The organism is Aquimarina sp. 433 (assembly GCF_054054605.1).
Genome location: NZ_JBSWZK010000008.1, coordinates 75,284 through 88,995, shown reverse-complemented (window position 1 = coordinate 88,995; position 13,712 = coordinate 75,284). Strand labels below are relative to the sequence as shown.

General features: G+C 30.8%; 14 protein-coding genes. 2 read left to right on the top strand and 12 right to left on the bottom strand.

From position 1 onward, the window contains the following. Positions 1-64: 64 nt before the first annotated feature. Positions 65-1,366: a sodium:solute symporter family protein gene (locus ACWNT5_RS16495; RefSeq protein ID WP_456517955.1), complete on the bottom strand. Its 1,302-nt coding sequence runs from the start codon at positions 1,364-1,366 to the stop codon at positions 65-67. Between the two features lie 105 nt (positions 1,367-1,471). Continuing rightward, entirely contained in the window at positions 1,472-1,666 is a 195-nt protein-coding gene (locus tag ACWNT5_RS16490) for a hypothetical protein (RefSeq protein ID WP_299601817.1), read from the bottom strand. Between the two features lie 128 nt (positions 1,667-1,794). Between ACWNT5_RS16490 and ACWNT5_RS16485 the strand changes: the two genes are divergently transcribed. After that, the gene (locus ACWNT5_RS16485) at positions 1,795-2,148 is read left to right on the top strand and encodes a hypothetical protein (protein ID WP_456517954.1); all 354 of its coding nucleotides are present in this window, start codon (positions 1,795-1,797) and stop codon (positions 2,146-2,148) included. Between the two features lie 80 nt (positions 2,149-2,228). Here ACWNT5_RS16485 and ACWNT5_RS16480 read toward each other — a convergent pair whose 3' ends face one another. Further along, complete coding sequence (locus ACWNT5_RS16480; protein WP_456517953.1) at positions 2,229-4,403, bottom strand: endonuclease MutS2; 2,175 nt, start codon at positions 4,401-4,403, stop codon at positions 2,229-2,231. Positions 4,404-4,550: 147 nt separating this feature from the next. On the opposite strand from ACWNT5_RS16480, the gene ACWNT5_RS16475 reads away from it, so the two are divergent. Beyond that, the gene (locus ACWNT5_RS16475) at positions 4,551-5,216 is read left to right on the top strand and encodes a uracil-DNA glycosylase (protein WP_299601808.1); all 666 of its coding nucleotides are present in this window, start codon (positions 4,551-4,553) and stop codon (positions 5,214-5,216) included. 8 nt (positions 5,217-5,224) lie between these two features. Here ACWNT5_RS16475 and ACWNT5_RS16470 read toward each other — a convergent pair whose 3' ends face one another. From ACWNT5_RS16470 to ACWNT5_RS16430, 9 genes are all read right to left on the bottom strand, one after another. Further along, positions 5,225-5,395: a hypothetical protein gene (locus ACWNT5_RS16470; protein ID WP_299601805.1), complete on the bottom strand. Its 171-nt coding sequence runs from the start codon at positions 5,393-5,395 to the stop codon at positions 5,225-5,227. Between the two features lie 264 nt (positions 5,396-5,659). Further along, positions 5,660-6,250, bottom strand: coding sequence for a hypothetical protein (locus ACWNT5_RS16465; RefSeq protein WP_299601802.1), 591 nt, complete (start codon positions 6,248-6,250; stop codon positions 5,660-5,662). Positions 6,251-6,385: 135 nt separating this feature from the next. Next, positions 6,386-6,970, bottom strand: coding sequence for a hypothetical protein (locus ACWNT5_RS16460; RefSeq protein ID WP_299601799.1), 585 nt, complete (start codon positions 6,968-6,970; stop codon positions 6,386-6,388). Positions 6,971-7,025: 55 nt separating this feature from the next. Next, the gene (locus ACWNT5_RS16455; protein WP_456517952.1) at positions 7,026-7,877 is read right to left on the bottom strand and encodes a substrate-binding domain-containing protein; all 852 of its coding nucleotides are present in this window, start codon (positions 7,875-7,877) and stop codon (positions 7,026-7,028) included. A gap of 258 nt (positions 7,878-8,135) precedes the next feature. After that, the gene (gene ppk1, locus ACWNT5_RS16450) at positions 8,136-10,238 is read right to left on the bottom strand and encodes a polyphosphate kinase 1 (protein WP_456517951.1); all 2,103 of its coding nucleotides are present in this window, start codon (positions 10,236-10,238) and stop codon (positions 8,136-8,138) included. A 57-nt stretch (positions 10,239-10,295) separates the two neighbouring features. Continuing rightward, positions 10,296-11,168, bottom strand: coding sequence for a nucleoside phosphorylase (locus tag ACWNT5_RS16445; protein ID WP_456517950.1), 873 nt, complete (start codon positions 11,166-11,168; stop codon positions 10,296-10,298). A gap of 1 nt (position 11,169) precedes the next feature. Continuing rightward, positions 11,170-12,108, bottom strand: a complete 939-nt coding sequence (locus tag ACWNT5_RS16440; RefSeq protein ID WP_456517949.1) for a DUF1835 domain-containing protein — start codon at positions 12,106-12,108, stop codon at positions 11,170-11,172. 31 nt (positions 12,109-12,139) lie between these two features. Then, on the bottom strand, positions 12,140-12,469 hold the full coding sequence (locus tag ACWNT5_RS16435; RefSeq protein ID WP_299601785.1) for a translation initiation factor: 330 nt from the start codon (positions 12,467-12,469) through the stop codon (positions 12,140-12,142). Positions 12,470-12,476: 7 nt separating this feature from the next. Next, positions 12,477-13,427, bottom strand: coding sequence for an isopenicillin N synthase family dioxygenase (locus ACWNT5_RS16430; RefSeq protein WP_299601782.1), 951 nt, complete (start codon positions 13,425-13,427; stop codon positions 12,477-12,479). Positions 13,428-13,712: the final 285 nt, after the last annotated feature.

Genomic DNA, 13,712 nt, shown 5'->3' with positions numbered 1-13,712 from the left:
GTATTTCGTCAAATATATAAAGATAAAATTCTCAGTTTTTAGGTTTAAGGATACTTTAACAGCACTATTTAGATCTGTAAATTAGTCCTAATAAGGATCCTAAAAGCACAGTGATAGCGATTGTTGGTTTGGGACCAAAAGCAATTAAGCCAATAAGTAAACCTACAACTCCACCAAGAGCACTGGCAATAAAACGTCCGCTATTTTTCTTACTTCTGATTACATATATCATAGCTATAGAAAGTGTCATTCTAAGGGCTGCACCAACAATTGTAATATCTACAATGCTTTTCCAGAAATGGGCAGAAATGAAAGCTACAATTACGGTAATTATAGTAGCATAACGGATTGATTTTACTTTTTCCTTTTCCGAAGATGGAGGAATAAGATGCGATGAGACCGCAAAAACAGAAGTATCCGCAGTACTCATTAAACCAGCAAAAAACAAAACAACTAATAGAGGTATCCATGTAGAAGCAACTAAGTTTTGCATGGCAAAAATGAAAACTGTATCTGGATCCAAACCACTATTTTGTTGGTATACATAAAGTCCTACTATCAATAAAAGAAATGCAACTAATAAAACAGGTATGATAGCTAAACTAAGCCCCTTTTTTAGAGACCGTATATCTTTTGCAGCGTAACATAACTGATATCTGTCCGCTAATCCAAATACTGATAATCCACCATATAAAACAAGACCAATGATGCTTCCTAACTCTACATTTTCATTTGTTTTAGTTGTTAGAACTGTTTGAAGTTCTTTTAATTCCAGCATGTTGAAAATTAATAGGCCTAAAAAACAAATAATGATAAGAGCCTGAATAATATCCGTAATCATTACCGCTTTAAAACCTGAAAACATTACATAAATTAATACTACTGTAGCTGTAATAATAAGAGAGGTATCGTAAGAGAAAAGCCCAAAAAATTCAATGACTTTTGCTCCACCAGCTAGTGATAATAGAATCCAGAAGAACTGTACAATTACTGTAATTATATTGGTAACTAAAGAAGTATGTTTGTTACCAGTTACAAAGGCAGGAAGATCACCTTGTGTGTAAAACGTACCTTGTATAGATAGATTTTTGATTTTAGGAGCGGCCCAAAATGCAAAAAGTAAATAACCAATCACTGAACCAATAGACATAGCAAAAAGTCCCCAGCCAAATTTATACGCATATCCAGTGTAGGTTATTAATGTGCTTACACCAATGGCTCCGGCAAATTTTGAGAATAATATAGTCCAACCACTTCTATTTCTTCCCCCAATTAGGAAATCTTCTGCTGTAGAAGATTTAGCTAAATAGATGGATATCCCAATAATTAATAAAACGTAAGAAGCGAGGTAAAGATAAATTTGCATGAATACCAGATTGATGAAATTCAAAAATAACCAAATGCAATTGTTTTGAAAGTATTTATAACATTATTCTAAGTCAGGAATTTTTTTGACTTTAGATACCTTGGATTATTTTTTCTTATAATCTACGATATCAATAATATCTACACCCATATAATCTGCAATCTTTTTTAATCGCACGTAATCTTTAGCCAGGTTTTTTTTCTTCACAATATAGTCTCCTGCCTGTGGACTAATACCTAATACTTTGGAAATTCCATATACAGTTTTATTGCCCTTGCTTTTTTTTAAAAGCTTTTTCAAATTCTTGTTAACCATTATAAATACAATTCTATCAAATAAATATACAAATAAATTTTTATTAAAAAAATATTTGTATATTAAAATAATAATTGTATATTCGAAACATACAAATCAAAACCGCTTTAAAAATGAAACTCATACTTATAATTGCTGTTTTTTGCGTCTCTTTTGTGAATGCAGCCAGTGTACATTCAGATTTATTAAATGAGAAGGATAAAAAAGAAAAGAGGGTAGAGAAGGACGAAAGTGCTTTAGCATCCAGAAACTTTCATTCTATTAAGAAGTGGAAGATGACTATAGAATATTTAAATGGAGATACTATTTCTAAAACAATAGAGGTAGATAAGAATGCTTCTGTTAGTGCAATGGAATTTGCATTCATAGAAGCTGAAAAGTATATAAAGACTTTAAAAAAAGTAAAAAGTTATAATGTTTCCCCTGTTTCTAGAAATTCATTTGTTCTTTTAGCAGGAGGGAAGTAATTATCTGCAGATCTTAACCTACGCAAAAGGCCATTAGTTATAATATACTAATGGCCCTTGCTTATGAATGAAGATTAAAATTATTTTTTTTTTCTTTCTACAAATTCAAGTTGATCGATGGCTACATTTGTTGTGAAAATCCCATAATTTACTACAGCTTTCCCTTTCTCTAAAGTATCAATGGTTCCTATTGATTTACCATCTATCATACGAACTCTATCTCCGATTTTAAGAATCACTTTGGGTTTTTCTTTTTCTAATTTTTCTTCTATCTTTTTTTGTTCTTTTTTCTTTTCTCTAATTACTTCAACTTTTTTTTCCACCTCTTTGACTACCTTTTGTTGTCTTGCTTTCTTGGCTTTTCTTTGTTTGGTAGTTTGTTTTGTTCTTTTAGAGTTCTCAACCTGCACAATTTTCATAAACTCGTCGATAAGTTCTCTCTTCTTTTTATTATGGAAGTATTTTTCACTTATTTCATTTAGTTTTTGCCCGAGATATATCATTCGCTGATTACTATCATAAAGTTCTTGATAGCTCTCCAGCTTATGTTGTAGTCTTTTATTGATTTTGTCTAAACGTTCTTTTTCTTCTTCTGTTTTCTGCTCTTTTGTTTTTAGAGAAGATGTAGTTTTTTGTAGTTTAGAACGTTCGCGTTGCAGATTCGCAATACTTTTATCAAATCTAATTTTACCTCGTTCTACTTTCTTTTTAGCTTTATTTATTAAGCTATAGGGGATTCCATTTTTTTGAGCAACCTCAAATGTAAATGAACTACCTGCTTCACCAAGATAAAGTTTAAAAAGTGGTTCTAAAGTGCGTGAATCAAAAAGCATATTGGCATTGGTCATATTCGGTAATTCGTTAGCCAACATTTTTAAATTAGCATAATGCGTAGTTATGATACCAAACGATTCACGTTCGTAAAAAACTTCTAAAAAGGCTTCTGCTAATGCTCCCCCCAATTCTGGATCACTTCCTGTTCCGAATTCATCAATAAGGAATAAGGTTTTATCATTGCACTTTTTTAGAAAGTAATTCATATTCTTCAATCGATAACTATACGTACTTAAATGGTTTTCTATCGATTGATTATCTCCAATATCAGTAAGAACGGTATTAAACAAACACATTCTGCTATATTCATGTACAGGAATTAGCATACCGCTCTGAAGCATGATTTGTAATAAACCTATCGTTTTTAGAGTGATACTCTTTCCTCCCGCATTAGGGCCAGAGATAACAATGATACGATTATCCTTATCTAATGAAATGGTTTGCGGATACGTCTTTTCGCCTTTTTCTTGATTATTTAGATACAGCAAAGGATGATACGCATCCTTTACGGTTAATTCTCGATCTTCTGTTATTTTTGGTAGTACTCCATTAAACTTTTGAGCGTATTTTGTTTTTGCAGCGATGATGTCTACATCGCTTAAGTATTCCTGATATTCACCTAAAAGTTCGGAAAAAGGTCTAATTTTATTAGTTAATTCTTTCAGTATTTTTACAATTTCTTCTCTTTCTTCATATTGAAGATTATTTAAAGCACGACTAAATTGAATTGTTGCTTCGGGCTCTATATATACAATACTTCCAGTTTTAGAATTACCAAGAATAGAACCTTTTACCTTTCTTCGGTACATTGCTTTTACGGCTAGCACTCTTCGATTATCAACAATACTCTCCTTAATATCATCCAAATATCCTAAACTATTGTATCTGCTCAAATCCCTTCCGAAACTTCCATTCAATTTACCTTGAACTTCGTGTATATTTTTTCTTAACACATTTAGAGTAGGAGAGGCGTTATCTTTTACTTCACCAAATTTGTCAATTACCGTATCAATGAGATTTATAATTTCTTTGGTAAAGGTAATGGTGTTTGAAGTTTGATACAGTGTTGGGTAAAGTTCTTTATTTTTTCTAAAAAAACTAAGTAACTCATTAACAGTTAAGTTAATAGATATTATCTTCTTTAGATTAAAGCTTTCTAAGAACGTATTTTCAATTCCTAATAATTTTAACTCTGTATTGATACTATCAAATCCGTGATTAGGTATTCTCGAATCGTTTAAATATGAAGATTTATATTCAAATACTTGTTGTAGTGCCAAATGTAAATTCTCTTTTGTAGAAAAAGGAACAATTTGTACAGCTTTTGCTTTCCCGTGTTCTGTATTACATAGCTCTTCAATATGATTTAATACCGTATTGAATTCTAAATCTTTAAGTGTTTTGTCTGAAATTCTAATCATTTTTTGGACCTAATTGATTTAGGAAATATTCTTTTTTTGTTAATTTCTTTGTTATAAAACTTGTGGTATCGCTCGATTTTTAAAAAGTATTTGTCATAATTTTGCTTGAAGCAAATGTAAACAATTGCATATTTTTTTGATACTAAGATGAACGTAAATATTGATCCCAGTTGGAAAGAACAACTTAAAAATGAGTTCGAAAAACCGTATTTTAAGACTCTTACTGATTTTGTAAAAGCTGAATATAAAGATCACACTTGTTATCCAAAGGGTTCTGAGATTTTTGCTGCATTCGATCATTGCAGTTTTGACAATGTTAAAGTTGTTATTATTGGCCAAGATCCTTATCATGGTATTGGACAAGCTCATGGATTATGCTTTTCTGTAAATGAAGGCGTAGCAATACCTCCATCTCTAATTAATATTTTTAAAGAATTAGAAACTGATTTAAATGTATCATTCCCGTCGAATGGTAATTTAGAACGTTGGGCTAAACAAGGTGTACTATTACTAAACGCAACATTAACGGTTCGTGCTCATCAAGCAGGATCACACCAGGGTAAAGGTTGGGAAAAATTTACTGATGCTGTAATCAACACTATATCAGAAAACAAAAAAGACGTAGTTTTTATGTTATGGGGTGGTTACGCAAAGAAAAAGGGAGCTAAAATAAATACTGTAGAACATTTGGTGCTGAACAGTGGACATCCATCTCCGCTAAGCGCGAATAGAGGATATTGGTTCGGAAATAAACATTTTAGTAAAACAAATGATTACCTAAAAAAAGTAAATCAATCACCGATAATTTGGTAAAATACTTTTTAAGCAGCTTTTGCTATGCTAGCAGTTTTCGCTTTGCCAATGTTAGCGTCTGTAGTTGATTTTAAGTTTTTAGACTTTTTTCTATTTGTATCAACCGATTGAACACTGAATTTTAGAAGAATAAAATTAAATGCTATAAGCCCTCCAAGAATTAGTAAAAATGTCACCATAATTGATTTGTTAGTTAATTATTAGATGCAAGAACTATATAATGGTTGCGTGCATACTGATAATTGGTTTTCGGGGTAGGCATGGCAAATGTACAAAAATATTTAAATCTTTAGCTGCGGAAAGCCCGTAATCTCTAAGAATTAAAAATATGTTAAAGATGTATAGGGTAAAATTTATGATCTAATAAAAATTTATTAAATATTTGAACATATGCCATCTTTACCTTTATATATATAACGTTTATATAATGGATATCCCTACCTCTAAAATCGATATCCTATATATAAATCCGGTCTAACTATAATTTCAGGGCTTTTATTGTTAAATAAATTTCTTCCTATTCCAAAACCAATATCTATAAAAAAGCCGTTTCTGGTTACGAATTTTCCCCCAACTCCAAATCCAAGAGCAAAGTCAGTATAATTTTCTGGAACATCTCTAAAACCAATTAAGTCTCCTTGATCATTTACTACTCTTACCGTATTATCATGATCACCAGTTGATAACATACCAAAACCTTCTACATAAAATCCTCTTGCTACTCGACGACCAAAGAAGTATTTATAATGTCCTGTTAACGCTAATTTTTTATCGAAAATACCATCTCTATCTACGATATCATTATCGTTATCAATATCATCACTGAACCTATAGAATATATCAACACCTATACTATGATCGCTGCTTAAAATTCTTTCATAAGAAACATCTAATGCTCCGAACGCAATTATGTTTAGAGGATTAAGGCCAATCTCGTTCTTATTAATATCTCTTGGTATAATGTCTGGTGAATCCTGACTATATGATATAAATGAAGTAAAGAAGGTAATAATTGTAATTAATAAAAGTCTCATTTTTTTTGTTTTAATTAATATCATCAAAATTGATGTGAACTGTACCTAAAACATATAATAGATAAAATACCCTACCAAAAAATGAAGATAAAAAGCATGTGGTATTTATTTAAAAGAGAATTAAATGAAAATTCTCTAAAAACGATAACCTAAGTACAAGTTTGGCCTTATAACGATTTCTGGAGCATCGTTGTTAAATAAATTTCGTCCAATACCAAATCCGATATCAATTAAAAAACCATTCCTGGCTACAAATTTTCCACCAACACCAAATCCTAAAGCGAAGTCCGTGAAATCTTCCTCAATCTCATCAACTCTTATGAAATTACCTTGAGAATCAAATACATCTATTAAGATTTCATCTGATCCAGAAGATAACATACCGAAACCTTCTACATAAAACCCTCGAGCTATTCTTTCTCCAAAAAAGTACTTGAACTTTGTTGTAAAAGCAATGTCTTTTTCAAATATATCATCACCATCAAATATATCATCATCATCTCTATCTGTTAATAGATAGAAAAAATCAAATCCAAGAGTACTATTATTATTTAAAACTCTTTCATATCCAATATCAAGAGCACCAAAAGCTACAATATTTAATGGGTTTAGACTAAGTTCATTTTTGTTAATATCTCGTTTTGGCAGATCTGATTGATCTTGTGCTACGGTACATTGAAATGAGCATAAAATAATGCTTACGATAAGAATTGATTTCATAATAATTAAATTGTTTTCCTTTGTAAGCAAGATGTTTGAAATGTAAAAAGGTTGCTTATACTTCAAAAATTAATTTTTTTGAATCAACTGTTTTTTCGATAATGTTTAATTGCTTTAGTTGATTTTGGACTTGATCTAATGTTTCTAGTGCTATCATAGATTGGCTCCATTCGGTAAGTTGTAACCACTCTTTTATGTCATCCAAGCGTTGATCATATCCATAAGCTAATGTCTTATCTATACTTGGAATTTTTTTGAAATCACTAGTTGTAGAATTAATAATTTCTAAAATATCTTGTATTTGCTCTTGATGTGATTGTAAAATATTTTCTCGAACTGCAATTACAAAGCAAGGCCATGGAGTAGGGCAGTCCGCTATACGCCTAAATGTTCCATTATCTACTAATGGTTTTGTTGTAAAATGCTCCCACATAAAATAATCAGCTGTATCATTAGTTAGTGCCTCAACTGCTCCATCTAAATTTCGTATAACTTCAAATTTTAAAAGAGATGTGTCCCATCCTTGATTTTGTGCATTTACATAGGCCATTAAATGAGACCCAGATCCATATCTACTTATTGCTGCAGAAGTATGTCGAATATCTTCTATAGTTTTATATGTAGAATGATGTCCTACATGAATACCCCAAATTAAAGGTGATTGTATATAGGTTTGTACAATTTTCGAAGGATTACCAGCGATCATATCTTTTACGATACCTTCGGTAAGTATAATGGCAATATCAATAGTCTCATTGCGCAATGCTTCGCACATAGCTCCAGTGCCACCAGGAAAATCCGTCCATTCTAAATTAATACCTTTTTGTTGATAGGCTTTTTCTTCTATTGTTAAATGCCATGGTAAATTAAAATGCTCTGGAACGCCTCCAATTTTGATCGTTTGCATATAGTTATAATGTAAATATGTTAAAAATTGTATTTAAACGATAAAAAAGTACATTTTATCGTTTAAATAGAAAAAATATGATTACTTTTGAAATATAAGTCTGATATATTCGACTATATTAGCAACATATAACCCAAAATAAAAACAATAATCGTTATGAAAAAGAATTTTTTAAAAAACAAAGGTGCTGAAGTGAAAGTGGCAAAGCTAAAAAGTAACACTTTAGAAAATGGTATCGTTATTTTCATTGCGCTACTTTTATTGACTAATTTTTTCATCAGTCTTAAGATATTGTTTGGATAATATGTTATCATCGGTATGTATCTGATTTAGATATGTTCTGATTGTTTTTTGTGATTGTATGGGCGGTTCATCGTCCATTTTCTTTTGATAGCTGTTACTAGATTTAGCATCTTGAATCCTAGATTTTTTATTGTCACTTAGTTGCATATCCAGAATAGTTTCTAATTCTTTTTTACAATCTGTATCTAATATCGGAGTTAACACTTCAATTCGTTTATCCAAGTTTCGTGTCATCCAGTCTGCACTTCCAATAAAAATCTTAGATTCTCCTCCATTTTCGAAATAGTAAATTCTTCCATGTTCTAAATACCGATCTACAATACTAGTAATTCGGATATTTTCGCTCATACCTTTTAATCCAGGAATTAGACAAGTAAAACCTCTAACCAGTAATGTTATTTTTACACCAATACTACTTGCTCTATATAACTTATTTATAATCTTTTTATCTTCTAGACTGTTTAATTTTGCTTTTATAATTGCAGGCTTGCCGTTTTTAGCATTTTCAATTTCTATATCAATCAGATCTTCGAAGGTATTTCTTACCGTAAAGGGAGCTACTAATAATTGTTTTGGTTTAGGAAGTATCATTTTACCTGACAGAACCTCAAATACTTCACTTAAATCTTTCGTGATCTTCGAGTTGGAAGTAAATAATCCATGATCACAGTATATTTTTGAAGTTTTTGCGTTGAAATTTCCTGTACCAATATATGCATAAGATTGGATAATATCTTTTTCTTTTCTCTTTACTAAAAGTATTTTGGAGTGCACTTTGATTTTAGGGTAACTGTAAAAAACGGAAGCTCCTTTTTCTTCAAATGTTTTACCCCATTTTAAATTATTTTTTTCATCAAAACGTGCTTTTGCTTCAATGAATACGGTTACTTTTTTACCATTTTCAATTGCTTTTAATAAAGAATTGGTTAGTTCAGATTCTTTTGCAACTCGATATAGTGATATTTTTATTTCAGTTACATATTGGTCTGTAGAAGCTTGATTTATAAAATTTTGCACATAATCAAAAGACATATAAGGAAAGTGCACTAATTGATCTTTTCTTTTAATGATATCAAAATAGTTGTCACTTTTTTCAAATTCACTATGTCTTACTTCAGAAACTGCTGGGTAATATAAAAAACTGTTATTTGTTGGATCCGGAAAGCTAAAAAAATCACTGAAGTTATGATACTTGCCACCAGGCATCATATCGATTTTCCCTAAATTAAATAATTTTCTAACCTCATTCTTAAGTGTTTTGGGCATAGACGAGTCAAAAAGTAATCGTGTGGGTTGTCCAAAATTCCTTTGTGAAAGGGATTCTTTAATTTTTTCAGCTAAAATACCTTCAAACTCATCATCTATATATAATTCTGCATCTCTAGAAAGTTTGATTTGATAACTATCTAAAATCTTTTGATTTTCAAAAATTTGATTTAGGTTTAATTTTATAATATCGTCTATAAAGGTGATATAATGACTCTCATTTTCTGTAGGGAGACAAACAAATCTTTCTAACTGATCCGAGGGAATGTTTACAACCCCAAAAGATTCGCTCTCTTCAAAAGTAACTAGATAATACAGTTTATTATTTTCTAGAAAAACTTCTTCTTCATCAGAATTAACAACTAATTTTGAGTCAATTAGAGGAAGAACTTTAGAAATAAAATATTGAGTAGTAAATTGTTGTTGGTCAGTATTATAAAATTGATAATTAACTAAGTGTATATCGTTTTTGGCAAGTTCTGGAATGAGGGTGCTAAAAAATATTTTTCCAAATTTTTCTTGTTGAAGTTTTACTAATTTTAGTATTTCTTTTACCTGTTTATTAGGTTTTAAAGCAAGTTTTTTTCGTAATTGTTTATCAATCTTTTTGATTTGGCGAAGTCTGGAAACTCTTACTCTGAAATATTCATCGAGATTAGACGAAAATATCGCCAAAAACTTCAACCGCTCATATAATGGGTTTGTTGGATCCTCCGCTTCTTGTAAAACCCGTTCGTTAAAACTTAACCAATTTATATCCCTATCATTATAGGTGTATTTATTTTCATCCATATTTAAAATTAAATTATCCTATACATTTAGTTTTTAACTAAAAGTTAAATTTAATTTTTAGAAACTAATAATTTTATCTAAGGTGTATTTAATGAGGTTGTCTATTGTTTTTTCCGAGTCTTGGCTAAAAAGTCCTGTAGCTCTATTTGCTAAGATAGCATTCATAGATACTGCTCGATGTCCTAAAAGTTTGGCCATTCCATAAATTCCTGCAGTTTCCATTTCTAAATTAGTAATTTTTTTATCTGCGTAGCTAAAAGAGCCTATTTTTTGGTTTAATAAGGCATCAGATGTTGCTAATCGTAAAACTCTTCCTTGTGGACCATAAAACCCGACATTGGTAATAGTAAATCCTTTAATAGTTTCATCACTTTGCATATGTCTACCAAGTTTTTTGTCAAAGGAAACTACATATGGCGATGATTTTTTATTACTCCAATTCAAATGTTTCATTAGTGGTTCTGATATCTGTGGGAATTGTACATCTTCACTATCATAAAAGTGCAGTAAACTATCAAATCCAATGGCGATTTCAGAAACTATAAAACTATCAATAGGAATTTCAGGTTGTATAGCACCAGAGGTGCCAATTCTTATAAAATTAAGCGACGCATGCTCATCTTTTACCTTTTTTGTTTTTAAATCAATATTCACTAGTGCATCTAACTCGTTAAATACAATATCTATGTTGTCCGTACCAATTCCAGTAGAAATTACGGTTAACCTCTTTCCTTTGTAAGTTCCTGTTTGTGTATGAAATTCTCTTTTTCGAGTTGCGTGTTCAATACTATCAAAATACTGAGTAATTTTAGAAACTCTATCAGGATCGCCTACTGTGATAATGGTGGATGCAATATGTTCTGGCTTTAAGTTTAAGTGGTAGATACTGCCATCATCGTTGAGTATCAGTTCGGATTCAGCTATCGCCATTTTATAATTTTAATAAATTGTGTGTTTCTTTGTTATAGAGGTAATCATATTTTTTGACACCTCCGTAGTACCAATCTAGCATTTGAGTATTATAGAAGTTTTTCTTTTCCTCTAATGCTAATCTTCCTCTTTCGGATAATAATAAACGATCTTTGGTTTGATCAAAGAATTGAAATAATCTTGCTAACACTCGCTTCATTTGCATATCACCGTATCCATAGAATCCTTGATATTCCAAAGCATATCCCATTAACTGTTTAATATTCTTAATCTGGTAGTTATCAACCATCTCTAAAATATTATGCTCTAAAGTATTAAGTCCTGTTAACATATTAGGAAATCTTTGTAAGTGTGCTCTTAGACATATGGATAAGTATTCGAAAGAGGATTGTTTTTTAATCTGTCCAGCTATTTTTTTAGGATTAGACTCACAATACAATGTCCAAATATGAGAAGCAAGTTCTAGATCATTAAGATTTAGTAGAACTTTTTGTTCGTAGTGCTGTTTTAGTTGTGCAGCTGTTAGTTCACCTAATCCTAAACATTTTTTGGCATTTTCTACGCGTCCACTGCAAACTAAATAAATAGGAGTTTCTTTAACTCCTTTACGAAGCAGTAAGCTAATGGCAGCTATCATATTTATATGACAGAAAAGATCATATTCGAACCAAAGAATAATTTCATCGAATTTGTGAATAGCATCCAACTTATCAAGTTGTGTCACAAATTTACTTTGATAATCCGCATGTGAAATTCGGTAATACTTTTTTAAGAATTCTTTTCTTATGGCAATACCTTTTTCGGTTTCAAATTTAATTAAAGTGGGGCCTTCACAAAGCATTTCACGCCAAATCATAAATTCTCCATCGACAAGATTTAGCTCTTTCAGATAGTCTGTTAAGCTATCTCCATTGGTTATATGTAATGTTTTAGCCCCCAAAAATGTATTCTTTTAATGGTTAATTAGAAAATCATCCTCCAACTCTTTTTACTTTAAAACCTTTAGAGGTTAGAATATCCATAATTCTATCTCTGTAGTCTCCTTGGATGATAATTCGGTCATCTTTAAAGCTTCCACCAACACTTAATGTTGTTTTAATTTCCTTAGCAAGCTTTTTAAAATCTTCATCCGCACCCGTATACCCTTCTAAAATAGTTATTGGCTTTCCTTTTCTCTTTTCATATTTGCAGATAATAGGATCATCTTGCATCCAAATACCTTCATTTGTTTCCTCTGTTTTCTCTTCTTCTGTAAATTGATGATCCGGAAATAAATTTTTTAATTGATCTTTTAAATCCATAATTATATTATTTCTTTATCAATCCTATTTCTACTAATCTTTGATGAAGAAACTCACCTGCAGTAATATCATCATATTGTTTTGGATTATTATCAGTGATACATTCTTCCAAACAATTGAGCTTCATATCACTTCTTGGGTGCATAAAAAATGGGATGGAATATCTTGGTTTACTCCATTGTTCTTTTGGTGGATTGATTACTCGGTGAATAGTAGAACGCAATTTATTATTAGTATGACGTTCTAACATATCTCCAACATTAATTACCAGTTCATCCTCTTCTGGTATTGCGTCGATCCATTCTCCATCTTTACGTTGTACTTGTAACCCTCCAGTAGAAGCACCCATTAATAGGGTTATGAGATTTATATCTCCATGTGCACCTGCTCTTACTGCACCTTTTGGTTCTTCGGTAATCGGTGGATAATGGATAGGTCTCAAAATACTATTTCCATTACTAGCCCAATGATCAAAATAATTCTCATCTAATCCTATATAAATAGCCAAAGCTCTTAAAACATAAATACCTGTTTTCTCAAGCATTCTGTAGGCTTCCATACCCGTAGGATTAAAGTCTTGTAATTCTTCGACAATTACATTTGGAGGATATTCCTCTTTTAGGTTAGCATCTTCCGAAGGTTCTTGACCAAAATGCCAAAATTCTTTTAAATCACCTTCTTTTTTTCCTTTGGCATGTTCTTTTCCAAAGGAGATATAGCCTCTTTGACCTCCTAATCCTTCAATTTCATATTTCTGTTTGTCTTCCAAAGGCAAAGCAAAAAAAGCTTTTACTTCTTTGTATAGTTCATCGACTAAATCATCACTTAAAAAATGATTCTTTAATGCTACAAAACCTATTTCTTCATAGGCTTTACCAATTTCATCAACAAACTTTTGTTTACGTGATGGATCTTCTGATAAAAAGTCGGCAAGATCTACACTCGGTATATTATTCATGGTTGTATTATTTACTATAACTAAAATAGATGTATTTGCTTAAATATACATCATGCTGTTCATCTTTTTTTTAACATTTCAAAAGAATGTCAAATTAATTATATTTTAATAAAATCGAATGAAAACGTAGTAAATTTAATTAAATCATAGTATTAATTAGGTTAAATTAACAAGTACTTAATAGTATTCTCGGGTCGAGGCTATTTCTGAAATAAAAATAACTACATTTACTAGGCTATCTTTCCATTTTTGAAAGTTGAAATTGTTTCACGAATTGATTTAATA

Bases quoted from the DNA above. Each gene is read 5' to 3' on its own strand.
- ACWNT5_RS16475 (WP_299601808.1), top strand. From the start codon at position 4,551: ATGAACGTAAATATTGATCCCAGTTGGAAAGAACAACTTAAAAATGAG.
- ACWNT5_RS16435 (WP_299601785.1), bottom strand. From the start codon at position 12,469: ATGGATTTAAAAGATCAATTAAAAAATTTATTTCCGGATCATCAATTT.
- ACWNT5_RS16445 (WP_456517950.1), bottom strand. From the start codon at position 11,168: ATGGCGATAGCTGAATCCGAACTGATACTCAACGATGATGGCAGTATC.
- ACWNT5_RS16460 (WP_299601799.1), bottom strand. From the start codon at position 6,970: ATGAAATCAATTCTTATCGTAAGCATTATTTTATGCTCATTTCAATGT.
- ACWNT5_RS16495 (WP_456517955.1), bottom strand. From the start codon at position 1,366: ATGCAAATTTATCTTTACCTCGCTTCTTACGTTTTATTAATTATTGGG.
- ppk1 (WP_456517951.1), bottom strand. From the start codon at position 10,238: ATGGATGAAAATAAATACACCTATAATGATAGGGATATAAATTGGTTA.
- ACWNT5_RS16430 (WP_299601782.1), bottom strand. From the start codon at position 13,427: ATGAATAATATACCGAGTGTAGATCTTGCCGACTTTTTATCAGAAGAT.
- ACWNT5_RS16485 (WP_456517954.1), top strand. From the start codon at position 1,795: ATGAAACTCATACTTATAATTGCTGTTTTTTGCGTCTCTTTTGTGAAT.
- ACWNT5_RS16455 (WP_456517952.1), bottom strand. From the start codon at position 7,877: ATGCAAACGATCAAAATTGGAGGCGTTCCAGAGCATTTTAATTTACCA.
- ACWNT5_RS16480 (WP_456517953.1), bottom strand. From the start codon at position 4,403: ATGATTAGAATTTCAGACAAAACACTTAAAGATTTAGAATTCAATACG.
- ACWNT5_RS16470 (WP_299601805.1), bottom strand. From the start codon at position 5,395: ATGGTGACATTTTTACTAATTCTTGGAGGGCTTATAGCATTTAATTTT.
- ACWNT5_RS16465 (WP_299601802.1), bottom strand. From the start codon at position 6,250: ATGAGACTTTTATTAATTACAATTATTACCTTCTTTACTTCATTTATA.